Source organism: Spinactinospora alkalitolerans (genome assembly GCF_013408795.1).
In the GTDB taxonomy this organism is placed as follows: Bacteria; Actinomycetota; Actinomycetes; order Streptosporangiales; family Streptosporangiaceae; genus Spinactinospora; species Spinactinospora alkalitolerans.
Window position 1 is genome coordinate 3,129,956 of the sequence record NZ_JACCCC010000001.1, and the last position, 23,304, is coordinate 3,153,259.

Consider the following 23,304-nt stretch of genomic DNA (forward strand, 5'->3'; position numbering starts at 1 on the left):
CCCCGCCCCTACCCGCCGCCCCCGGCGCCAGCGTGGCGGCCCGCCCAGCCGTGCAGGGCGTCGCGGCGGCCCGTCTCCTCCAGGTTCATCGCCGCCTCGATGAGGGCCAGGTGGGTGAAGGCCTGCGGGTAGTTGCCCAGCATGGTGCCGTCGGCGGTCATCTCCTCGGCGAACAGCCCGAGGCGCCCGGCGCTGCGGCACAGGGCCTCGAAGCGCTCCCTCGCCTGCTCCACCCGCCCGGCCAGCACCAGCGCCGAGACCATCGCGAACGAGCACAGCAGGAAGGCGCCCTCCGGGCTGTCCAGGCCGTCGTCGGTGGCGACGGGGTCGTAGCGGCGGACGAGGAAGCCGGCCTCGCCCAGCTCGGCGTCGATCCGGTCCAGGGTGGACAGCACCCGCGGGTCGTCCCCGTCCAGGAAGCCCAGCAGCGGCACCTGCAGCAGCGCGGCGTCGAGGTTGGTGGAGCCGTAGGACTGGGTGAACGCCCCCACCTCCTCGTTGTAGCCGCGCTCCAGGATGTCGCGGCGCAGCGCGTCGCGCTCCCTGCGCCACGTGTCCACCGGGACCTCGCCGGTGTCGCCGCGGAACTCGGCGAGCGCGATGCCGCGGTCCAGGCAGAACCAGGCGAGCAGCTTGGAGTGCGTCCAGTGCCGCGGCCGGCCCCGGACCTCCCAGATGCCGTGGTCGGGGTCGCGCCAGCGCTTGCACACCGTATCGGCGACCCGCCACATCAGGGCGATGTCGTCGTCGCCGAGTTCCCCGGTGACCTGGTGGTAGGCGCACGCCGCGCCGAGGATGTGGCCGTAGACGTCGAGCTGCTCCTGGGCGTTGGCCCCGTTGCCGGAGCGCACCGGGCGTGAGCCGGCGTAACCCGGCAGGTGCTCCAGCGTCTCCTCCCGCACCTCCACGCCGCCGTCCAGGGCCATCATGGGCGGCACGGGCCCCTCGGCCTGCGCGCAGTGCCGGTTCAGGAAGGCCAGGTAGCGGCCGACCTCCTCCTTGTGGCCCAGCCGCAGCAGGGCGAGCACGACCAGCACCGCGTCGCGGTGCCAGACGTGGCGGTAGTCCCAGTTGCGCTCGCCGCCGGGCCACTCCGGCAGTGAGGTGGTGGGCGCGGCGATCAGGGCGCCGGTCTCCTCGAACAGGAGCCCGCGCAGCACCACGGCGCTGCGTTCGACCTGCTCGGCCCCGACCCCCTGGTAGTCGGAGCGGTCCGTCCAGTCCTGCCACGTCCGCAGGGTCTCCCGGAGCAGCCGCTCGGCGTCCTCCACGGCCATGCGTTCGCCGGTCCCCCCGCGATAGCCCATGACCAGTGCCAGGGTGTCGCCGGCGCGCAGGTCGGCGTCGACGCCGACGTCGCCCTCGCCGTCCACCGACAGCAGGCCGGGGTCGCCCGACAGCCACAGGCCGCCGTGCTCGGTGTGCAGTACGCCTTCGCCGCCCCGCCACCGCGGAGCGCGCCGACCGTGGTCCGGCCGCGCCCGCAGCCGCGAGAGGACACGGGCCCGGCCCTCCTCGCAGCGCACCAGCCGCACCAGGAATCCCCGCGAGGCCAGTTCCCCGTCGGGTCCGGCCCCGCGGGGACGGACCGCCAGGAAGTCGTGGGCCAGCACGGTCGCCGACGGGGTCCGCCAGCGGCTGCGCAGCACGAGGCCGGCGCCGGCGTAGTCGCGCTCCGGGGCGCCGGCGTCGGCCACGCTCAACTCCCACGCTCCTCCTCCGCCGCGGTCCAGCAGCCGGCCGAAGACACTCGGGGAGTCGAACTGCGGCGCGCACATCCAGTCGACCGCCCCGTCGGGACCGACCAGCGCGCAGGTGTGGCAGTCGGAGAGGAACACGTACTCACCGATCGGCGGGCACCCGTTCCCGTTCATCGGGACCGCCCCGGCCCCTCGACCAAGCGCGATCGCGGTACCCGCATCCCCGTACCCCCTGCTCATGACGGTTGGCCACGTGCGATGGCGACGCCGTGCCGCCTACCCGCACCCGTCCCCCTTCATGCGCTCCTCACGGCCCTCCCGATACGGCGCCTCCTCGGGCTGCCGGCGGCGGGGAGCCCGGCATCGAAGCCCCCGAGGCGCCGCCGTCCCACCTGGGCCAACACGGGTCCGGCAGGGCCTGGAAACAATCCCGGCCTTCTCGTCAACGTCCCTCGACGGCCCCGCCCACTTCTTACCTTCACCGCATTGCCGCTGGCCGGCGTGGTCCACGGCGACGTCGGTGGCCCCGCGCCTGCAGGAACGGATCCACCGGGGGCAGCAGGCGCACGCCGCGCGTCGGCGCCGTCCCGCGTCCGGCGCCCCCGTCCGCGCCCGCATCGATCCTCCTGCCCCTACCTGACACCTGCTGTCAGGCGATGCGGTAAGACTGGCCCCATGCGCGCCAGCCGACTGCTGTCCCTGCTCCTGCTGCTGCAGAACCGCGGCCGAATGACCGCCGCCCAGCTCGCCGCGGAGCTCGAGGTCTCCGAACGCACCGTCTACCGCGACGTCGACTCCCTCAGCGCGGCCGGCATCCCCGTCTACGCCGACCGCGGAACGGGCGGCGGCTACCAGCTCCTCGCCGGCTACCGCACGCGCCTGACCGGGCTCACCGGCGCCGAAGCCGACTCCCTGTTCTTCGCCGGCCTGCCCACGGCGGCCGCCGAACTCGGCCTCGGCGCGGAGATGGCCGCCGCCAACCTCAAACTCCTGGCCGCCCTGCCCGAGGAGCTGCGCGAGCGCGCCGAACGCGTCCGCGGCCGCTTCCACCTCGACGCGCCCGGCTGGTTCCGCGCCCCCGAACCGACACCGCACCTGGCCGCGATCGCCACCGCCGTGTGGGAGGAGCACACCGTCGACGTGCACTACGAGCGCTGGGACTCCATCCGCGTGCAGCGCACCCTCGACCCGCTGGGCCTCGTCCTCAAAGGCGGCTCCTGGTACTTCCTCGCCCGACCGCACTCCCACCGGCCCGACCGGCCCGACCCCGCGCCGCGCACCTTCCGGGTGACGCGCGTCCGTGAGCTCACCGACACCGGCCGGACCTTCCACCGGCCCGAAGGATTCGACCTCGCGGCCAGTTGGGACGAGTGGTCGCGGGAGTTCGAACTCAGCAGGCACCGCATGCTCGCGCGGGTCCGCCTCACCCGGTACGGGCGCGACATGGTGCGGACGCTGTCCTCCCCCATCACCGCCGCCGCCCTGCCCGATGACGACGCCCCCACCGCCGGCGACGGCCGGATCGAGGCCGTGCTGCCCATCGAATCCGTCGAGCACGCCCTCGTGGAGTTCTGCGGCTACGGCCCCGAGATCGAGGTTCTCGAACCACCCGAACTGCGCGAACGCATGGCCGAGACCGTCCGCGCCACCCTCCGGCTCTACGATCGAGCCGCCGCGGCCGGCCAAAAACCCGAAAAACCGGCTTGACCCTCCAGTAAGGGGAGACACCAGGCTTGGGGCCATGGAACCGCACCACGGCCTGCACACCATCGGCGAACTGGCCAAACGCACCGGCCTGCCGGTCAAGACCATCCGGTTCTACGCCGACGCCGGCATCGTGCCGCCGACCGGGCGCAGCCCCGCCGGGTACCGCCTCTACGACGCCGAGGCCACCGCGCGCCTGGACCTGGTGCGCACCCTGCGCGATCTCGGCATCGATCTGGCCACCATCGGCCGGGTCCTGGCGCACGAGGCCGACCTCGGACAGGTCGCCGCCGCGCACGCCGATGCGCTGGACGCCCAGATCCGCCTGCTGCGCCTGCGCCGGGCCGTGCTGCGCACCGTCGCCCACCGAGACCCGACAGAAAGGGACATCAGCCTCATGAACAAGCTCGCCCGGCTCTCCGCCGAGGAGCGGCAGCACATCATCGACGACTACCACGACGCCGTCTTCGGCGGCCTCGACATGGACGATGAGTTCGTCGCCAGGATCCGCTCGATCGGACCCGACCTGCCCGACGAGCCGACCGCCGAACAGGTCGACGCCTGGGTCGAGCTCGCCGAACTCGTCTCCGACCCGGCCTACCGGGAGCGCGTCCGCGAGATGGCCCTCGGCCAGGCCCGTGCGCGCGCCGAGGGCGTCTACCGGCAGCCGCCGCAGGAGGTCGCCGAGCTCGTCTCCGGCAGGGCCGGGGCCGCGCTGAACGCCGGCCTCGACCCGGCCTCACCCGCCGGACAGGCCGTCGTGGCCGAGGTGATGCCCGCCCTGGCCCAGGCGCACGGCCGCGCCGACACCCCGGACCGGTGGGCCGAGCTCGCCGACGAGTTCGCCGCCTACACCGACGCCCGCGTCGAGCGGTACTACCAGTTGATGGGCATCATCAACGGCTGGCCGCCCTTCGAGGCGCGGGTCCCGGCCTGGGAGTGGTTCATCGCCGCCCTGCGCGCCGGAGCCCGGAGCTGACCGGCGCCCGGCCGCGCGAAGACGGCGGCCCCCGCCCGCATCCGCGGGCGGGGGCCGCCGACCGGTCCGGTCCCGGTCGATCCCGGCTCGGCCGGGATCAGCCGAAGAACCCGAAGTACCACAGCACACCGTTGGTGCCGGCGATCACCGCCAGCGCCAGCATCACGCCCGTGACGAAGCTCGTGCGCGCCGAACGCACCAGGTACTCCAGCGCCACCACGTTGTTGAGCAGGAAGTAGCCCAGGAAGAGCGCGTGGAAGAAGCCTTCGCCGGTCAGGATGCCCCCGTAGGACCAGGGAGCGCCCCAGTAGACATCGGTGGTGGTGAACCACTGCCAGGCGTGGGAGGCGCCCCACCCCAGCGGGATCTGGATCAGCGGGATGATCAGCAGCGGCAGCAGCCTGGCGAAGCTCCACAGGCCCGGCTGCTCGGCCGTGCGGGCGTTGTACTCGGCTCGCCGGGCGGCCGCCCGCTCGGCGCGGATCCGCTCCTGGTGCGCGCGCTCGGCCTCGTCGCGGCGGCGCCGCTCCTCCTCCCGCAGCCGCTGCTCCTCCTCCTGGCGGTACCGGGCCCGGAGCTGCTCCTCCTCCTGCCCGCGGCGGCGCGACAGCTCGTCCCTGCGCGAGCCCCGGTACAGGTCGGAGTAGGCGTCCTCGTCCGCGGCCCCCCGCGTGTGCGCGCCCTGGCCGGTGGGCGGCATCGCCGACGTCGGCGCGGCGTGCCGGCCGTCCCCGCCGTAGACCGCGGTCTCGGGGTAGCCGGCGGTCCGGCCCGACTCCGCGCCGATGACCGACGTCGGATCCGCCGCCCCGTACCCGGTGGCCGCCCGCGTCGCCTGGTGGTCGCCCAGCGCCCCCGCCGCCGCGGCGCCCGCGGCGGCTCCCGCGCCGGCGGCCCCCGCCGCGCCCAGGACCGCCGTGGTGCCGTCGGCGTTGGTCGGCGACGTGGCCGGTGCGCCGCTCAGCGCCGCGTTGACCTTGTTGACCTGCTCCTGCACGCCGTGCATGAACACCGGCGGCAGCCAGGAGGTCCCGGCGGGGATGTCGCCCAGGGCGTCGAGCACGTCGCCCGGCCCCGGGCGGTAGCGCTCGTCCTTGGCCAGGCACGCCGAGACCAGGCGCTGCAGCGACGGCGGCACCGCCGACAGGTCCGGCTCGTGCTGCAGGACGCGCATCACCATGGTCGGCATCGCGCCCTCGCCGAACGGGCCGACTCCCCCCGCCGCGTGGACCAGCACCGCGCCGTAGGCGAACATGTCGCTGCGGGGCGTCAGCGGCGCGCCCTGGATCTGCTCGGGCGACATGAAACCGGGCGTGCCGATGACCGACTGCGTGGCGGCGGTGCCGTCGGTGGCGCGCGCGATGCCGAAGTCGATGACGCGCGGCCCGTCCTCGGCCAGCAGCACGTTGCCCGGCTTGAGGTCGCGGTGGATCAGTCCGACCCGGTGGATCTCGGTCAGCGCCTCGGCGAGCCCGGCGGCCAGCACCCGCAGCGTCTGCTCGGGCAGCGGGCCGTGGGCGCGCACGGCGTCGTCCAGCGGCAGCGACGGGACGTAGGAGGTGACCAGCCAGGGCACCTCGCCCTCGGGGTCGGCGTCGATGACCGGGGCGGTGAACGCGCCGCTCACCTGGCGCGCCGCGGTGACCTCGCGGGCGAAGCGCTCCCGGAAGGAGGGGTCCGTGGCCAGGTGCGGGTGGATCCGCTTGACCGCCACGGCCCGCCCGCCGGCGGAGCGACCGAAGAACACCTGACCCATTCCCCCGGCGCCCAGCCGACCGATCAGCCGGTACCGGCCGATCCGCTCCGGGTCACCGTTCTCCAGTGGACCCACGCCCAACCTCCGCTTCCGCCGTGCCACGAACTCATGTCAGGAACCCCTGCGATCGTAACGAAGACTCGGAGCGTGCTGACCGGAAACACCCGTGAAGCAACCAATGTGACGGGGTTTTCGGCTGGGTTTTGCAAAGTCCGGGGTGCTTCCGCCTCGATGGTCGGGCCGCGCGCGCCGTGGGTGCGGATTTCCGGTATCGGGAGCCGTCGGATCTTTTATGTAAACACAGCCACTACCTTTACAGCGTAGATTTATTTTTCGACCGGGAACGAACGCTCGGCCCGCCCGCCCCGGCCGCTGGGCTAGCCTGCGGGCATGGCGCAAATCCTCCCGGCGGAGCAGTGGTTCGCCTCGCTGCCGACCGCCTACCTCGCCGCCTCGGCCCTCATCACCGACGAGTCCGGCAACGTGCTGCTGGTCGACCCCAACTACCGGGAGCACTGGACGCTGCCCGGCGGCGTGGTCGAGAACGGCGAGCCCCCGCACCTGGCGTGCGAGCGCGAGGTCGCCGAGGAGGTGGGGCTCACCGTGGCCGCGGGCCCGCTGCTGTCCTGCCACTGGAGCGCGCCGCGGGGCGTGCGGCCCAAACCGTTCATGTCCTTCGTCTTCGACTGCGGCACCGTCGCCGCCGGCACCCCCATCGTGCTGCAGGAGGAGGAGCTCGACGGCTACGCCTGGACCGAGCCCGAACGCGCGGTCGCCATGCTGCACCCGGCCATCGCGCCCCGACTCTCCGGCGCCCTGCGCGCCCGCGCCGAGGGCGGCGCGGTCTACGTCGCGTAGAGGCCGACCGGACCCCCGCCGGCCGTCCCCGTCAGACGAACGCGCACACCGTGCCGTCGGCCGAGCGGGTAAACCGCGCCGTCAACCGAACGTACAGGGGGTCAGGTACTCCGGCGTCGTGACCTTCGTGCGCCTGCTCGCCTCGCGCACCTCGGCGGTGAACTCCTCGAGGCTCATCGACATCGCCGTGTCGGGCGTCGGCGGGTTGGCCAGCTCCCCCTCGAACACGTCCCAGTGGACCGGGACCACGGTCGCCGGCCCGTCCAGCGCCTTGACCAGGCGGGGCACGTAGTCGTAGGTGGAGGAGGCGGCGGGCAGCGCGATCATCGCGACGTCGGGCTCCAGGCCGCTCAGGTTGCGCTCGACGAAGTCGCTGGCGCCCATGAGGAAGATCGACGGCCCGCCCTTGACCGTGACCTGGTAGGCCAGGGTGTCGCCCTCGGGCAGGTCGGCGATCGTGGCGGGGGCGCTCGGCGGGGTGAGGCGCACGCCGGAGAACAGCACGGCGTAGTTCTTGTTGCGGCTGTGCAGACTGGCCACGACCTCGACGGTGAAATCGCCGAAGTCGAAGACCTCGCCGCCCTTGACCCCGCTGAGTCGGGAGTTCGGCACCGGGTCGAGCCCGTGCTCGGTCAGGTCGAACGCCGAGGCGAGGTTGCAGGTGGTCGCGGTGCCGACGATGCGGGCGCCGTGCCTGGCGGCGATGTAGGGCACGTCGGCGAAGTGGTCCCAGTGGGAGTGGGAGACCAGGATCAGCTCCGGCTCGCCCACGTGGGCGTCGACGGCCGCGGTGTCGACCGTCAGCGGCGTCGCGGCGTCGAACGCCCCGTCGTAGAGACCGGTCTTGAACCGGGAGACGTAGGGGTCGAAGAGCACGGTGCGGCCGTTGATCTCGATGCGCCATCCCGAGGTGCCCAGCCAGGTGAGGTCGGCGGTCGCGCCGCCGCCTCCCCTGGCCGGCGCGGCCGCGGCCGCACCCGCGGCCGGGGGCGAGGCGACCCCCATGGTGGTGAGCGCGGCGCCGGCGGTGGCGGTGCGGAAGAACCCGCGCCGGTTGAAACGGAGATCGGACACGAAGGCACTCCTTGGGGTGTGGGCCCGTGGGACTGGTGGGCGACACCGGAAAGCCAAGCACCGCCGGAGCGGCCGCGTCCAAGATCATCGGCGGCATCCGAGGATATGCGTTCACGTATTCCCGCAGGTGGCAGCGGAGCGGCCCGGCCGGGCGCCCGGGAATTCATCCGTCCCGCAGCGCCTCCACGGCCGCCCGGGCCGCCCGCCCCATCACCAGGTCCACCTCCAGCCGCCGGGTGTGCAGCCGGCGGGCGCGGGCGAACACCGCCATGGCGTAGCGGCGGCCGTCGGGGTACTCGGCGACACCGGCCTCGATGTGCAGGCTCGGCAGCGTCCCGGTCTTGGCCGCCACGCGCACGCCGGGGTCGAAGCCCGAGGCCAGCCGGGTCCAGAAGATCTGGCCCGCCATGAAGGCGCGCACCGCCGCGCACGCCTCGGGCGGCCCGGCCTCGTCGCGCCAGATCAGCTCCAGCAGCCGGGCGATCTCCCCGGCCGTGCTGGAGGTGGTGTGCGCGGGGTCCAGCACGCGCAGCCCGTGCACCCGCTCCTCGGTGAGGGTGGGGAAGATCCGGGCGAACTCGGCGTCGTCGCGCGCGCCCACGTCGGCCAGCATCGACTCCAGCAGCTCGCGCGGGCCGCCGACGACCCGCGTGCGCTCCAGCCCGAGCTCGGCGGCCAGCAACTGCACGGTGTCGGAGCCGATGCGGCGCATCAGCAGGTCGGCGGCGGTGTTGTCGCTGACCGCCATAGCGAAGCGGGCGCAGTCGCGCAGCGACAGCTCGACGTCGTCGGCGCAGCCCGCCGTCCCCCAGCCGCCCAACCGGTCGGCGGCGGTCACCAGCACCCGCTCGGCCGGGTCGACCTGGCCGGCCGCGGCCTGGCGGGCGAACTCCAGCACCAGCAGGATCTTGAACACCGAGGCGATGACCACCTGCTCGCCGGAGCCGACGCCGACGGCGCGGCCGTCGTCGACATCGGTCACGTGCAGGCGGCCGTGCACGCCGGCCTCGGCGAAGATCGCCCGGATCCGTTCCTCGATCGACACGCGCGCAACGTTATCCGCGCCGGCGTCCGGACGGTCATAGGCCGTCGCATATCGTCGCACCGTGGATCTGTCCCGCCATCTCGGAAACTTCCTCGCGGTCGCCGAGGAGCTGCACTTCACCCGCGCCGCCGAGGTGCTGGGCATGGCGCAGCCGCCGCTGAGCCAGTCGATCCGGCGCCTGGAGCGCGAGCTGGGCGTCGCCCTGTTCGACCGCGGCGCGCGGCAGGTGGAGCTGACGACGGCCGGGCAACTGCTGGTGGCCGAGGCGCGGGAGTTCGTGGCGCGCGAGGAGCGGCTGCGGGCACTCATGCGCCAGGCCCGCGACGGCGAGCTGGGCACGCTGCGCGCCGGGGTGCCGCCCGAGACCTCGGCGGTCACGCTGCGCGCGCTGATGGCGGGCCTAGCCGAGCGGGCGCCGGAGCTCACCGTGGACCTGGCGGAGCTCACCACCGCCGAGCAGGTGCGCGGACTCGCCTCGGGCCAGCTCGACGTCGGCCTCGTACACGCCCCGGTCGACGCCACCGATCTGCGGGCCGGCCCCGCCGTGCAGACCGTGCTGGGCGCGGTGCTGCCGCGGACGTCGCCGCTGGCGCGCGCCCGCGAACTGGAGCTGGCCGACCTGGCCGGCCACGAGCTGATCGCGTTCCCGCGCGCGGCGGCGCCCGGCGCCTACGACCGCCTGCTCGCGCTCTGCCGCGACGGGGGCTTCTCCCCCGCCCGGGTCCGGCACGCCCGCAACCCCGAGTTCGTGCTCGGCCTCGTGCTCGCCGGCCAGGGGGTGGCCTTCGAGGAGGAGCGGATGGCCCGCAGGGAACCGCGGGTGGCGTGGCGGCCCCTCGCCGGGACCCCGCTGCTCCGCCGCGTGACGGCCGTCTGGCCGGACCAGTCCCCGCACCCGACCGCGTCCCGCTTCGCCGCGATCGCCGCCGATGTGCTGTGCCGGGACGAGACGGCCACCGTCCCGCTCACCTCCCCCTCGACCCCCCGCCCGTGGTCGGTCGTCTACACCCCGCCGTAGCGGCCGCCGCGAGGGCGCCACTCGGAGCCGGCGTAGCGCGCGTAGCGCCGCCGCACCGGCGCGACCTGCATGCGCCACAGCGGGCGCCACACGCGGCCGGGCAGGATTCGGCTCCGCTCCTCGCGCCGGACCCGGCCGCGGGGGTGCTCCGCCCAGCCGGCGGACCCGGAGGCGTGGCGGAGGCGGTACTCCACCGCGCACACGTGCCGGACGCTCTTGTAGCCGTAGTGCGCGGGGGCGACCAGGCGCAGCGGCGCTCCACGCTCGACCGTGAGCGGGACGCCGTCGAGGGTGTCGGCGAGCAGGACGTCCTCGCTGAGGGCGTCATCGAGCCGCAGGCAGCCGCGGTAGCCGTCGAGGCCGACGAACACGACCCACGAGCACCGCGGATGGGCGGCGACCCGCTGGACGAGCGACTCGTGCACCGCCCGGAAGGGGACGCCGCCCCACGTGAGTCCGGTCGCGCTCCAGGTCGTCACGCAGTGGAGGTCGCTCCTCGCCTCCCGCCGCCCGGGCAGCGCCATGAGCTCGCCGACCGGGATCTGCGTGGGGCCGCGCACCGCGCCGCCCACCCGGACCACCGGGCGGTCGGGGACCACCGGGCGCACCGCCGCGAACTCCGGCAGGCCGAACCTGCGCAGAGGGGCCTGCCTCTGCCCCGGGGGCAGCGACCGCGCCCCGCCGTCCGCCGCGTTCACCATCGCGTCCTCCTCTGGGCGACCGGAAAACCGTGCTCTCGGGGGCCCCGCCCTCCGGGACCCTCGGTGTGGGACCGGCCGCGGGGACCGCTCCAGCGGGGGCGGCACCGTCCGCCGGCCCCCGCTCCTCTTCGGGACCGGTGTCCCCGCCGGCCGCGGCCGGCGGGGACACCCCGGACGGAAGCGGGCCTCACACGGCCGCTTCGTCCGGCACGGCCGCCTCCGCCTGCTCGCCGCCGCGGCCGCAGGTGCGGCAGGCGCCTCGGCGGCGCAGGTGGTAGGCGAGCGTCGCCGCGGCCAGGGCCACGCCCCACAGCGGCCAGGGCAGGGCCGGTGCCACGGCCATCCAGTCGGCCGAGTCCGTGGTCACCGTCCGGGCGAAGCCGCTCCACATCCCGATGCCGCCGACCGTGACCAGAACCGAGACGATCGAGGCGGGGACGACCGCCAGCGAGATCGGCACCCTGCGGCCGGCCAGGCCGACCATCCAGCGGGGGAAGACCTCGCCCCAGCGCTGCACCAGGCCCAGCGTGAGGATCGCGCCGACGACGCCGAACGTCGCGAGGAACGCACCGGAGGTCCACGCGCCCTGCTCCCGGCCTTGGCGCAGGAAGTCCTCGCTGATGCCGAGCGGGATGCCCAGCGCCCAGGCGTAGCGGCTGACGGCGTAGAGCACCGGGATCACCGCGGCGACGTAGGCGGCCACGCGGCCCCAGCGCGCCGCCGAGGCCGGGGCGGTCCACCCCTGGGTCCCGGAGCGGCGGCCGCACGCCATGCAGGCGTCGCCGGTGCGGCGCGCGTAGGCCACGGTGGCCATGAGCCACAGGAACCCGCCGACCACGCACAGGTACTGGTGCGGTATCGGCCAGGCGACCACGGCGTTGACGAAGACCTCGCCCACCGGGGCGCCGGTGGTCAGCCCGTAGACGCCGTAGGGGACGTAGCCCAGCGCAGCGAGGAGGTTGACGTCGGTCATCGCGAGCAACAGCAGCGCCGAGGCCGCGCACCCCGCAGCCGTCAGCGCCGGACGGCCGGTGCGCGCGCCGCGCAGCATCGCCGCGGCCACCACCGCCATCGGCAGGCCCAGCAGCACGACGGCCGTCCAGGCCGCCGACGGCCCGAAGCGGCCGAGCAGCGCCGCACCGGGAAGCCGCGCGGTCTCCCCCGTGTAGGGAAAGCCCGTGCCGCTCCACGCCCAGTAGGCCGCGATCAGCGCGTACCCGATCGACCAGGCGAGCGCCGCGTAGGGCGCCCACACCCGCCACCGCCCCGGCCGGCCCGCCCGAGGCCGCTCCGGGGCGGCCGGCGCGGTGTTCTCCCGTGCTCGCATGCTCCACTCCTCGCCGGCCCGGGCGCCCGCGCCCTTCGCGCGGACCCCGTCCCCCGGACCGTGCCCACCACGATCACGGAGAAGCCGACCGGAAACGTCCCGCTGAGGAGGGGACCGGCGCCCCCGCCCTCCCCCTCAGGAGGGAGGGCGGGGAGGGAGATCCGGACACCGGATGAACGATCGACAGCAGCCGCATTTACAACGTAGATCAGCAATATGCCCCGATCGCGCCGCCACCGGCCCTCCCGCCGTGCGGGTCCGCAGCGCGCATCCCCGATGGGCCTGCCTAGACTCCCGGCCATGGGTTCTCGTGCGCTGTACCTCGTCGTGTCCGCCGCGTCCGCCGCTGAGGGCGTTCCCGCGCTCGTCCGGCTGCTCCAGGACGACGGCCGGCGGGTCACGGTGCTGTCCACGCCCCTGGGGGCCCGGTTCCACGACCTCGCGGAGCTGGAGCGGCTCACCGGCGAGCCGGTGCGCGTCGACTACCGGATGCCGGGCACGGGCAGGAGCCTGCCACCGCCCGACACCGTGCTGGCGTGCCCGCTCACCTTCAACTCGGTGAACAAGTTCGCGCACGGCCACGCCGACAACTTCGCCGTCGGCCTGCTGTGCGAAATGGCCGGGTACGGGGTCCCCATGGTGGTGGTGCCGCACTGCAAGCCCCAACTCGCCTCGCACCCGGCCTTCCGGACCGCCCTGGAGACGCTGCGGGGCATGGGGGTGACCGTCCTGCACGACGCGGACCAGGCCGACGAGTACGAACCGCCGGCCTGGTCCGACGTCGTCGAGGCCGTGCGCGCGGTCAGCGGGGCGGGGCGCCGGTAAGCCCTCCCTGCCTTGGGAACGCGGCCGTGCCCGGGCCGGTAAGAGAGGACGGTCGAACCCCCTCCTTTACGGCGTAGACCCGTATCGTGCCGCGGTCACGTCTGCACCCGGATCCCCGTGGCGGCGAGGAGCTGGGTGGCCTGGTCGGGGGAGATGACGGCGCCGCGCAGCCATTCGGTGTCGGGCAGGCCGATCTCGCCGAGGTCGGCGCCGCGCAGGTCCGCGCCGGTGAGGTCGGCCCGGCGCAGCACCGCCCCGCGCAGCCGGGACTCGCGCCACACGGTGCCGCGCAGGTCGGCGCCTGAGAGGTCGGCCTCGTCCATGCGCAGCCCGGTGAGCTCCCGGCCGCGCAGGTCGATCCCCTTGAGCCGGGCCAGCATCAGGTTGCAGTTGACGAAGGCGTAGCCGATCCCCCGGCAGCCGTCGAAGTTCGCGCCGGTCAGCCGGCAGCCGGTGAACGCGGTGTCGGTGAGCAGCGCGCCCGGCCACCGGGTGTTGGCGAGGTCGACGTCGCGGAACCCCGCTTCGGCGCACTCGGCGTCGGCGAGGACCGCCCCGGCCGCCGTCCCGCCCTTCCACACCGCCCCGTCCATGACCGCGCCGGACAGCCTCGCCCCCGCGAATCGGCAGTCGGTGAAGGCCGCCTCGACGAGGTCGGCCTCCCGCAGGTCGGCCCCTGTGAGGTCGCAGTCGACGAACACCCGCGGCTCCTGCGGCCGTCCGGCGAGCACCGCGCGCAGGTCCCGCTCCGACAGGTCGGCGCCGCGCAGCTCGCCGCCCCGGGCCAGGACCGCATCGGTCTCGCCGTCCGCCCGCTCCGCCATGGCCACTCCCCCGATCGATCGCCTCGTGCCGGGCCCGATCGTAGCGAGGGGGTGCGACGCGGGGCGCCCGCCCCGGAGGCGGGGCACCGTCCCGGCCCGGCCGGAACGGGTCCACCCGACTGCCCGCGTCCGCCGCCGGAGTGCGGGATCGGTTCGACAGCGCGCGCAGCCGAGGAGGAGAACGCCGCGGCCCACGGCCGCCTGCCCGATCCCCTGCCCGACGTCGCCCGGCCCGACGTCGGCACCGTCCTGGTCAGCGCGCCGACGGTGGCCGCGCGAGAGGTCCCGCCCGGCCTTCTACGCGCCGGAGCCCGGCCACAAGACCCGCACACGCGCCGACACCGCGACCTTCCGCGTCGCCGACGCCGGCGCGCTGACGACAGCCTGGTTTCGCGGACTCCGGCCAAGGGGAGCAACGGACCCGCAACGCCCCTCGACACCCCCGCCCACCACTGAACTCCACGGCATTGCGCCTAGCCCCGCAGCTTCAGGGCCAGGAAGAGATCGACGCGGTGCTCCAGGGCGCTCAGGTCGCGGCCGGTCAGCTCCTCGATGCGGCCGATGCGGTAGCGCAGCGTGTTGACGTGGACGTGCATGGCCGCGGCGCAGCGCTGCCAGGAGCCGGAGTGCTCCAGGAACATCTCCAGGGTCGCCACCAGGTCGGAGCGGTGGTCGCGGTCGTAGTCGAGCAGGGGCCGCAGCAGGCGGTCGCGGTAGGAGGACTGGACCTCCTCGGGCACCGAGGCCAGCAGCAGCTCGTGGGAGTCGATCTCGGCGCCGGCGATGACGCGGGAGCGGCCGCCGCGCAGCTCGGCGAGGCGGCGGGCGTGCCGGGCCTCGACGGCGGCGCCGCGCAGCTCGGGGACGGCGCGGGCGGTCGAGCTGACACCCACGGCCAGGCGGTGGTCGGTCAGGCCGGGCTCCAGCGCCTGGGCGCTTCGGGCCAGCTCCCGACGCAGCTCGGCCGAGGCCTGCGCCGCGGGCTCGTCGGCGCCGGTCACCGGCACGACCGCCAGGACGTCGTCCTCCCCCGTCACCACCGCCCCCGGCCAGGCGGCGGCCAGCTCGGCGACGATCCTGCGGGCGAGGTCGGGCGGCCGGGCCGCGGGCAGCAGCGCCGCGCTGAGGGCTACGTGGCCGGTGCCTCCGACCCGCGCGGGGCCGGTGCGCCCGACCGCCTTGAGCAGCGCCGCGGCCTCGTCGAAGCGCTGCGCCGCCAGCAGGCGGGGCAGCTCCTCGGCCTGCCGGGCGTCGGTGAGCGCGCGCTCCTCGTCGCGGCTGCGGGCCAGCACCGCGATCGACGCCAGTTCCGCGACGGCCTCGTGCGTCTCCTCCGGCCAGGCCGCGTGGTCGCCGGCGCACACCAGGAACCAGCCGGCGAGCGGGTGCGAATCGCGGGTGCGCACCGGCAGCAGCGTCACGGTGTGCGGCGCGCCCTCGCGCTCCTCCCCGCCGCTTCCCTCCGCCGGCGGCTCGACCGCGCGGGGCAGCCGCGGGGAGTCCAGGAAGCGCGCCGCCAGCCACGCGCGCCCCGCGGGGCCCGGCGGCGGACCGGCGGCCGCGACGCACCGGCCGGTGCTGGAGAGGATCCAGGCGTCGATTCCGGCCTTCTGCGCGGCGTCGCCGAACACCCCGGCGAGGTCGCCGCCCGCGGCGAGGTCGGCCATCAGGCGGCGGTGGCGGTCGCGGTTCTCGGTGATGGTGCTGAACCGCCGACTCGTCAGCAGCCGCAGCACCTCCTCGGTGACCGCGCCGAATGAGGTCTCGGTGGGCACCTCGATCAGCGGCATGCCGTGGCGCTCGCACGCCTCGATCAGGTCGGCGGGCACCGCGCCCAGCGCCGTCCCCGCCCCGAGGCAGGCCACGCCGGCGTCGACCAGCGAGCGCACGAAGGTCTCGGAGTCCTCGGGGCGGCGACGCCACATCATGCCGGTGAGCACCAGCTCGCCGCCCTTGAGGTAGCGCTTGGGCTCCAGCAGGTCGGTGGTGTAGGCCCAGCGGATCCGGCGCCCGGCGTGCTCGACGCCCGAGAGGAACCGCAGGCGCAGTCGTGCGACCGCGAGCAGTTCGCTGATCAGCATGGCCGTCCTTCGTCGTGCGGAGAGGCCGGGTTTCGGACCGGTCGGTTCGCCATATTTTGCGGCACGGCGTGCCGGGAACGCCAATTCGGACCCGCGGTTGTAGGAAAACACCAATGGGAGGCGGTAACCGGGGCGGCACTTCATGTCATCGCGTACTGGAGACCGGAACCGGACGAGTGTTGTACTTCACACAGAGGCCGACGAGCGCCGGGGAGCGCCTTCGCGCGGCGGCCTTTTCGCAGCACGGCGACCGACGAGGACGAACATGGAATTCCTTAGCCCTTCCACATGGGAGGAGGCGCTCGCGGCCAAGAGCGAGCATCCCGACGCGGTGCCGATCATGGGCGGCACCGACGTCATGGTCGAGCTGAACTTCGACAAGCACCGGCCGCCCGCGCTGCTGGACCTGACGCGCATCGCGGAGCTGCGCGAATGGCGACCCGACGGCGACGGCGTGCGACTGGGCGCCGGCGTCAGCTACACCGAGATCACCACCCGGCTGCGCGAGCGCGCCCCCGCCCTGGCCCTGGCCTCCCGCACGGTCGCCTCGCCGCAGATCCGCAACCGCGGCTCGGTCGGCGGCAACCTCGGCGGGGCCTCCCCCGCGGGCGACGCCCACCCGCCGCTGCTGGCCACCGACGCCGTCATCGAGCTGGCCTCGGTCCGCGGCGTGCGGCGGGTCCCCGCGCGCGAGTTCTACCTCGGCCCGCGGCGCACGGCCCGGCAGAGCGACGAGCTGATCGCCGCGGTCCTGCTGCCCGCCCCGGCCGGCCCGCAGCAGTTCGCCAAGATCGGCACCCGCAACGCGATGGTGATCGCGGTCACCTCGTTCTCCATCGCGTTCAACGCCCGCACCCGCGAGATCGGCACCGGCGTCGGCTCGGCCGGGCCGACGCCGCTGCGCGCGACGCGCGCCGAGGAGTTCCTGGCCGCGGAGTTCGACTGGGAGGGCGGTACGGCGCCGTCCCCCGCCGCCGTGGCGAGGTTCGGCGAGCTGGTGGCCTCGGCCGCCCGGCCGATCGACGACGTGCGCGGCAGCGCCGACTACCGCAGGCACGCTCTTTCGGTCATGGCCCGCCGGACCCTGAGCTGGGCCGTCACCGACTACCGGAAGGCAACCCAACGATGCGCGTGACATTCGAGGTCAACGGCAGGGAAGTGACCGCTGACAACGTCTGGGCCGGCGAGAGCCTGCTCTACGTGCTGCGCGAGCGCGTCGGCCTGCCGGGCAGCAAGAACGCCTGCGAGCAGGGCGAGTGCGGCTCGTGCACGGTCTACCTCGACGGCGTGACCGCCTGCTCCTGCCTGGTCGCCGCCGGGCAGGCCGACGGCCGCAGCGTGCGCACCGTCGAGGGGCTCGCCGAGTCCGACGCGGCCGGCGAGCAGCGGCTTGGCCACGTCCAGGAGGCGTTCGTCGAGGCCGGCGCGGTGCAGTGCGGCTTCTGCACCCCGGGGCTGCTGGTGCAGACCGACGACCTGATCGAGCGCACGGTCGGCCGGGGCGGCGGCGTACCGGAGGAGGCCGAGATCCGCGAGGCCCTCGCCGGCAACCTGTGCCGCTGCACCGGCTACGAGAAGATCATCGACGCCGTGCGGCTCGCGGCCGGGCGCGCCGGAGCCGAGAAGGCGGAGGGGGCCCGGTGAGCGAGACGCTGGTCATCGAGGGCGCCCACATCGCGACGGTCGGCGGGGCCGAGTACGCCGACGGCCACATCGTGGTCGCCGACGGCCGCATCGCGGCGGTCGGTCCCGGCCCCGCGCCGCGGACGCCCGGGGCCCGGCGGATCGACGCCGACGGCTGCCTGGCGACGCCCGGCCTGGTCAACACGCACAACCACCTCTACCAGTGGGCCACGCAGGGCCTGTTCGCCGACGGCACGCTGTTCGAGTGGCTGACCGGCTCCTACGAGATCTGGAACCGCCTGGACGCCCAGGTCGTGTCCGGCACCACGACGGCCGGCCTGGGCTGGCTGGCGCTGTCGGGCTGCAGCACCGCCTCCGACCACCACTACATCTTCCCCTCCGGCCGCGGCGACATCGCGGCCGCCGAGGTCGAGGCGGCCCGCGCCGTCGGCATCCGGCTGGACCTGGCACGCGGCTCCATGGACCGCGGCCGCGGGCAGGGCGGCCTGCCGCCGGACGGCGTCGTGGAGACGCTGGAGGGCGCGCTCGCGGCCACCGAGGCCGCGATCGACGCCCACCACGACGCGTCGCCGGAGTCCATGACCCGCGTCGCGGTCGCCCCCTGCTCGCCGTTCTCGGTCAGCCGCGATCTGATGACCGAGGCCGCCCGGCTGGCCCGCGCCAAGGGCGTGCGGCTGCACACCCACCTCGCCGAGACCGTCGACGAGGAGGAGCAGTGCCTGGCCGAGTTCGGCTGCACCCCGGTGGAGTACGCCGAGAAGCTCGGCTGGCTCGGCTCCGACGTGTGGTTCGCCCACGCCGTGCACCTCTCCGACGCCGCGATCGCGCGCATCGCCGCGACCGGCACCGGCATCGCGCACTGCCCCTCCTCCAACGCCCGCCTGGGCGCCGGCATCTGCCGGGTGACCGAACTGCTGGAGGCCGGGGCCAACGTCGGCCTGGGCGTGGACGGGCCCGCCTCCAGCGAGCTGACCTCGCTGTCGGGCGAGATGCGCCAGGCGCTGCTCATGGCCCGCGCCCGCAAGGGCCCGCAGGCGCTCACCGCCCGCCGGGCCCTGGAGATGGCCACCCTCGGCGGGGCCCGCTGCCTGGGCCGCGAGGAGGAGCTGGGCTCCCTGGAGGTCGGCAGGCTCGCCGACATCGCGCTGTGGCGGGTCGACGGCTACGGCCACGACGTGATCGACGACCCGGTGGTGTCCCTGGTCTTCGGGCCCGCCGCCCCGCTGGAGCGGCTCCTCGTCGGCGGCGCGACCGTCGTCGAGCGCGGCGAGCTCCGCACCGTTCCCGCCGATGCGGCGGCCCGCGCCGGCCGCGCGGCCCACCGCACCCTGCTCAAGGAGGTGACGCGCTGATGGCCGCCACGACCACCCGCGCCCCGTCCGACCTGTCCAGCGTGGCAAAGGACGGCCTGGGCGCCAGTCCCCGCCGCCCCGACGGCACGCTGAAGGTGACGGGCGAGTTCGCCTACTCCTCCGACATGTGGATGGAGGACATGCTGTGGGGGATGACGCTGCGCAGCCCCCACCCGCACGCCGCCATCCGCGGGATCGACATCACCGAGGCGCTGAAGCTGCCCGGCGTGCACGCCGTGCTCACCCACGAGGACGTCCCCGGCGAGAAGCGCTACGGGCTGGAGTACCAGGACCAGCCGGTGCTGGCCTTCGGCAAGGTCCGCTACAAGGGCGAGCCGGTGGCGATCGTGGCCGCCGACCACCCCGAGACCGCGCGCCGGGCCCTGGAGCGCATCAAGGTCGACTACGAGGTCCTGGAGCCGGTGAGCGACTCGCGCCGCGCCGCGTTCGACCCGGAGTGCCCCCTGGTGCACGAGGAGGGCTCGCTGCCCGTGCACGAGGACTACAACCAGAGCGGCAACCGGGTCCGCCACCAGCCGATCCGCACCGGCGCCTTCGCCGAGGGCGCGTCCCCGGAGGAGGTGCGCGCGCTGGCCGACGTGGTCGTCACCAGTGAGTACGAGGTCGGCATGCAGGACCAGGCCTTCCTCGGCCCGGAGTCGGGCATGGCGGTACCGGCCGAGGACGGCGGCGTCGACCTCTACATCGCCACCCAGTGGCTGCACGTCGACCAGCGCCAGATCGCCCCCTGCCTCGGGCTGGACCAGGACAAGGTGCGGCTGACCCTGGCCGGCGTCGGCGGCGCGTTCGGCGCCCGCGAGGACCTGTCGATGCAGATCCACGCGTGCATGCTGGCGCTGCACACCGGCAAGCCGGTGAAGATCGTCTACAACCGCGAGGAGTCGTTCTTCGGCCACGTGCACCGGCACCCGGCCAAGATGCGCTACGAGCACGGCGCCAAGAGCGACGGCACGCTGGTCTACGCCACGCTGGAGATCATCGTCGACGGCGGGGCCTATGCCTCGGCGACGCCGGCCGTGGTCGGCGTCGCCTCCTCCCTGGGCATCGGCCCCTACGAGGTCCCCAACGTCAGCGTGGACGCCTACGGCGTCTACACCACCAACCCGCCGTGCGGGGCGATGCGCGGCTTCGGCGCGGTGCAGGCGTGCTTCGGCTACGAGTCCCAGATGGACCGGCTGGCCGCGGAGCTGGGCATGCACCCGGTCGAGCTGCGGATCAAGAACGCCGTCGCCGAGGGCTCGGCGATCATCACCGGCCAGGTGATCGACATGCCGCTGCCGATGGCCGACATGCTGCGGCGGTGCAGGGAGCTGCCGATGCCGCCGGAGCGCTCGGCCCTGCCCGACCCCTCCGACCTGCGGACCCTGCCCGGGGGCGTGGCCAACACCAGCCACGGCGAGGGCGTGGTGCGCGGCGTCGGCTACGGCGTGGGCCTGAAGAACCTGTGCTTCTCCGAGGGCTTCGACGACTACTCCACCGCCAGGGTGCGCATGGAGGTCATCGGCGGTGAGCCGACCGTCATGGTGCACACCGCCGCCGCCGAGGTCGGCCAGGGACTGGTCACGATCAAGGGCCAGATCGCCCGCACCGAGCTGGGCGTGGAGCGGGTGACGATCCAGCCCGCCGACACCCGGGTCGGCTCGGCCGGGTCCTCTTCGGCGTCGCGGCAGTCCTACATGACCGGCGGCGCGGTGAAGACGGCGTGCGAGGCGGTCCGGGAGCGGGTCTTCGAGCTGGCGCGCGAGCGCGGCCTGGTCCCGGCAGGGCACCCCGACGCGCTGCTGAGCCTGGTCGGCGGCAAGCTGGTCTCGGAGACCGACGGCGCGCTCGCCGCACTGGCCGACCTGCTCGGCGACTCCCACATCGAGGAGACCAGGGAGTACCACCACCGGCCCACCGAGATGCTCGACCCGACCCGGGGCCAGGGCTCCTCCCACACCCAGTTCGGGATGTGCGTGCATCGCGCGGTGGTCGACGTCGACGTCGAACTCGGGCTGGTCAAGGTCGTGGCGCTGGACGCGGTCCAGGACGTCGGCAAGGTCCTGCACCCCCAGCAGTTGCTCGGCCAGATCCAGGGCGGCTCCACTCAGGGCCTCGGCCTGGCGCTGATGGAGGAGATCCAGGTCTCCGACAGCGTGATCCGCAACCCGTCGTTCACCGACTACCTGATCCCGACCATCCTCGACACGCCCCCGATGCGGATCGAGGTGCTGGAGCACCCGGACCCGCACTCGCCCTACGGTCTGCGCGGCGCAGGGGAACCCCCGACGCTGTCGTCGACACCGGCCATCGTCGCGGCCGTCCGCGACGCCACCGGCATGGCCCTCACCCACGCACCGGTCCGCCCGGAGGACATCGTGGGCATCGAGGTCCCCTAGACCGGCTTCGCCCCGCACCCCGGGCGAAGCCCCGTCCCCGCCCGCCCCGTGCCGCCGGCGCCCTCGGCGCCGGGGCGGGCGGCCTCCGTTCGCCTCATGCCTGTTACGTCGGTAATGTCACCTTCATCCCCCGATGTGGCACTGGACGCGGACGCGGTCACCGGTCGGCCGGCACCGTGCGGCCTTTCGGGCATACACGGCCGACAATGGCCACCCTGAGCGACCGACCCCCCACCGAAAGCGACGGGCCGCGACGCGCCCGCCCTCATATCCCTCCAGGAGGGGACCATGACGAAACTCGACGAAACGGGCCCGCAGGTGCGGGACCGATCGGATCGATCCTGGCTCGACCGGTTTTTCTTCATCAGCGAGCGCGGCTCCGGCATCGGACGAGAGGTCCGCGGCGGCCTCACCACCTTCATGGCGATGGCCTACATCATCGTCCTCAACCCGATCATCCTGGGCGGCGCCACCGACATCAACGGCGACAGCCTGAACGCGGCCCAGCTCACCACCATGACCGCGCTCTCGGCGGGCATCGTCACCATCCTCATGGGCGTCATCGGCCGGGCCCCCATCGCCCTGGCCGCCGCACTCGGCGTGATGGCCGTGGTCGCCTACCAGGCCGTGCCGCTGATGACCTGGCCCGAGGCGATGGGCCTGGTGGTCTGGCAGGGGATCATCATCATCCTGATGGTGGTCACCGGCATCCGCACCGCCGTGATGAACGCGCTCCCGCACGACCTGAAGGTGGCGATCGGCGTCGGCATCGGCCTGTTCGTCGCCCTGATCGGGCTGGACAACGCGGGTTTCCTCAGCGCGGGCGACGGCAAACTGCTGCAGCTCGGCGCCGACGGCCACCTCTCCGGCTGGCCGATCACGGTGTTCATCATCGGGCTGCTCGTCTCGGGCGTGCTGCTGGCGCGCAGGGTCTCCGGCGCCATCTTCTACGGCATCATCACCGCCACCGTCATCGCCGTCGTCGTGCACCAGGTCTTCGGCCTGGAGCCCGGGGCGTGGGGCGGCGGCGTGCCCGAGCCGCCCGACCAGCTCCTGGTGGCCCCCGACTTCGGGCTGCTCCTGCAGGTCGACATGTTCGGCGCCTGGTCCTCCGCCGGGGTGGCCAGCGCGGGGGTCATCCTGTTCACCCTGGTCCTGGCCGGCTTCTTCGACGCGCTGGGCACCATCCTGGCCGTCGGCGACAAGGCCGGCCTGACCGACCGCAACGGCCAGATGCCGCGCACCAACGAGATCCTGGCCATGGACGGCGTCGGCGCGGTCTCCGGCGGCCTCACCAGCTCCTCGGCCACCCTGGTGTTCGTGGAGTCCACAGCGGGGGTCACCGAGGGCGCCCGCACCGGGCTGGCCAGCGTCGTCACCGGCGGGCTGTTCCTGGTGGCGATCCTGTTCGCCCCGGTCTTCGGCATGGTGCCGGCCCAGGCGGCCTCGGTCGCCCTGGTGCTGGTCGGCGCGATGATGATGATGGGCGTCGGCCGGATCGGCTGGGACGACATCACCGTCGCGATCCCCGCGTTCCTGACCATCTCGCTGATGGCGTTCACCTTCGACATCGCCAACGGCATCGGCGCCGGCATCGTCGTCTACACGGTGCTCAGGAGCGCCGTCGGCAGGCACCGCGAGGTGGGCTGGCTGATGTGGGTCCTGACGGGGGTCTTCGCGGTGCACTTCGGCATCACCGGGGTCGAGCACCTGCTCGGCGTCTGACCGGCGTCCGGCGATCGGGTTCGCACAGGGGAGTCGGCCGTCGCGGTGCGCGCAGCGCCGGCGGTACAGCGGGCCCGGACCCTGGACTTCCCGCCTCGCCCCGCGAACGCGGCGGCCAAGGCCTGCTGAGACGCCCCGCCGCACGCGGCGACGGCCGCGCCGCCCTCCACGTGGAGGGCGGCGCGGCCGTCGCCGTCCATGACCGCACGCGCGGTGACGGGGCGACGCGCGCGACTGGTATGACACCCGCCCAACCAGCCCAGCGAGGTCGCGCACGTACTCACCCGGCTGT

At 74.2% G+C, this 23,304-nt stretch carries 18 protein-coding genes; 10 read left to right on the forward strand and 8 right to left on the reverse strand.

Annotated elements, in window-relative coordinates; genetic code table 11:
• Positions 1-8: 8 nt before the first annotated feature.
• On the reverse strand, positions 9-1,874 hold the full coding sequence (locus tag HDA32_RS13940) for a glycoside hydrolase family 15 protein (protein WP_179643594.1): 1,866 nt from the start codon (positions 1,872-1,874) through the stop codon (positions 9-11).
• Positions 1,875-2,375: 501 nt separating this feature from the next.
• Between HDA32_RS13940 and HDA32_RS13945 the strand changes: the two genes are divergently transcribed.
• Together HDA32_RS13945 and HDA32_RS13950 are read left to right on the forward strand one after the other, a co-directional pair.
• The gene (locus HDA32_RS13945) at positions 2,376-3,407 is read left to right on the forward strand and encodes a helix-turn-helix transcriptional regulator (protein WP_179643595.1); all 1,032 of its coding nucleotides are present in this window, start codon (positions 2,376-2,378) and stop codon (positions 3,405-3,407) included.
• 34 nt (positions 3,408-3,441) lie between these two features.
• Positions 3,442-4,383, forward strand: coding sequence for a MerR family transcriptional regulator (locus HDA32_RS13950; RefSeq protein ID WP_179643596.1), 942 nt, complete (start codon positions 3,442-3,444; stop codon positions 4,381-4,383).
• Positions 4,384-4,480: 97 nt separating this feature from the next.
• Here the strand turns inward: HDA32_RS13950 and HDA32_RS13955 are convergent, their stop codons facing one another.
• Positions 4,481-6,214, reverse strand: coding sequence for a serine/threonine protein kinase (locus HDA32_RS13955; RefSeq protein WP_179643597.1), 1,734 nt, complete (start codon positions 6,212-6,214; stop codon positions 4,481-4,483).
• A gap of 315 nt (positions 6,215-6,529) precedes the next feature.
• On the opposite strand from HDA32_RS13955, the gene HDA32_RS13960 reads away from it, so the two are divergent.
• Complete coding sequence (locus HDA32_RS13960; RefSeq protein WP_179643598.1) at positions 6,530-6,997, forward strand: NUDIX domain-containing protein; 468 nt, start codon at positions 6,530-6,532, stop codon at positions 6,995-6,997.
• 81 nt (positions 6,998-7,078) lie between these two features.
• Here the strand turns inward: HDA32_RS13960 and HDA32_RS13965 are convergent, their stop codons facing one another.
• Positions 7,079-8,071: an MBL fold metallo-hydrolase gene (locus HDA32_RS13965; RefSeq protein ID WP_312863185.1), complete on the reverse strand. Its 993-nt coding sequence runs from the start codon at positions 8,069-8,071 to the stop codon at positions 7,079-7,081.
• A gap of 163 nt (positions 8,072-8,234) precedes the next feature.
• The gene (locus tag HDA32_RS13970) at positions 8,235-9,116 is read right to left on the reverse strand and encodes a serine hydrolase (RefSeq protein ID WP_312863186.1); all 882 of its coding nucleotides are present in this window, start codon (positions 9,114-9,116) and stop codon (positions 8,235-8,237) included.
• Positions 9,117-9,177: 61 nt separating this feature from the next.
• Between HDA32_RS13970 and HDA32_RS13975 the strand changes: the two genes are divergently transcribed.
• On the forward strand, positions 9,178-10,134 hold the full coding sequence (locus HDA32_RS13975) for a LysR family transcriptional regulator (RefSeq protein ID WP_179643600.1): 957 nt from the start codon (positions 9,178-9,180) through the stop codon (positions 10,132-10,134).
• Here the strand turns inward: HDA32_RS13975 and HDA32_RS13980 are convergent.
• Both HDA32_RS13980 and HDA32_RS13985 read right to left on the reverse strand, forming a co-directional pair.
• The gene (locus HDA32_RS13980; protein WP_179643601.1) at positions 10,119-10,835 is read right to left on the reverse strand and encodes a molybdopterin-dependent oxidoreductase; all 717 of its coding nucleotides are present in this window, start codon (positions 10,833-10,835) and stop codon (positions 10,119-10,121) included. The genes HDA32_RS13975 and HDA32_RS13980 overlap by 16 nt on opposite strands.
• A 187-nt stretch (positions 10,836-11,022) precedes the next feature.
• A complete protein-coding gene (locus HDA32_RS13985) occupies positions 11,023-12,162 on the reverse strand; it encodes a hypothetical protein (RefSeq protein ID WP_179643602.1) in 1,140 nt (379 codons plus the stop codon).
• A gap of 300 nt (positions 12,163-12,462) precedes the next feature.
• Here HDA32_RS13985 and HDA32_RS13990 point away from each other — a divergent pair, with 300 nt between their 5' ends.
• Positions 12,463-12,987: a flavoprotein gene (locus HDA32_RS13990; protein ID WP_179643603.1), complete on the forward strand. Its 525-nt coding sequence runs from the start codon at positions 12,463-12,465 to the stop codon at positions 12,985-12,987.
• A gap of 95 nt (positions 12,988-13,082) precedes the next feature.
• Here HDA32_RS13990 and HDA32_RS13995 read toward each other — a convergent pair whose 3' ends face one another.
• Both HDA32_RS13995 and HDA32_RS14000 read right to left on the reverse strand, forming a co-directional pair.
• Positions 13,083-13,811, reverse strand: a complete 729-nt coding sequence (locus HDA32_RS13995; protein ID WP_179643604.1) for a pentapeptide repeat-containing protein — start codon at positions 13,809-13,811, stop codon at positions 13,083-13,085.
• Positions 13,812-14,284: 473 nt separating this feature from the next.
• Positions 14,285-15,892 carry a PucR family transcriptional regulator gene (locus tag HDA32_RS14000; protein ID WP_179643605.1) on the reverse strand — a complete coding sequence of 536 codons (1,608 nt, stop codon included), beginning with the start codon at positions 15,890-15,892 and terminating at the stop codon, positions 14,285-14,287.
• Positions 15,893-16,157: 265 nt separating this feature from the next.
• On the opposite strand from HDA32_RS14000, the gene HDA32_RS14005 reads away from it, so the two are divergent.
• The 5 genes from HDA32_RS14005 (at position 16,158) to HDA32_RS14025 (ending at position 23,012) form a co-directional block, all read left to right on the forward strand.
• Complete coding sequence (locus tag HDA32_RS14005; RefSeq protein ID WP_179643606.1) at positions 16,158-17,027, forward strand: FAD binding domain-containing protein; 870 nt, start codon at positions 16,158-16,160, stop codon at positions 17,025-17,027.
• Positions 17,018-17,536, forward strand: coding sequence for a (2Fe-2S)-binding protein (locus tag HDA32_RS14010; protein ID WP_179643607.1), 519 nt, complete (start codon positions 17,018-17,020; stop codon positions 17,534-17,536). The genes HDA32_RS14005 and HDA32_RS14010 overlap by 10 nt, the downstream gene beginning before the upstream one ends.
• Positions 17,533-18,888 carry an 8-oxoguanine deaminase gene (locus tag HDA32_RS14015; RefSeq protein ID WP_179643608.1) on the forward strand — a complete coding sequence of 452 codons (1,356 nt, stop codon included), beginning with the start codon at positions 17,533-17,535 and terminating at the stop codon, positions 18,886-18,888. The genes HDA32_RS14010 and HDA32_RS14015 overlap by 4 nt, the downstream gene beginning before the upstream one ends.
• Positions 18,888-21,287 (forward strand): xanthine dehydrogenase subunit D, encoded by a 2,400-nt coding sequence (pucD, locus tag HDA32_RS14020; protein WP_179643609.1) that lies wholly within the window; start codon positions 18,888-18,890, stop codon positions 21,285-21,287. Before HDA32_RS14015 ends, pucD begins: the two co-directional genes overlap by 1 nt.
• Positions 21,288-21,575: 288 nt before the next feature.
• A complete protein-coding gene (locus HDA32_RS14025) occupies positions 21,576-23,012 on the forward strand; it encodes an NCS2 family permease (RefSeq protein ID WP_179643610.1) in 1,437 nt (478 codons plus the stop codon).
• The last annotated feature ends 292 nt before the right edge of the window (positions 23,013-23,304 follow it).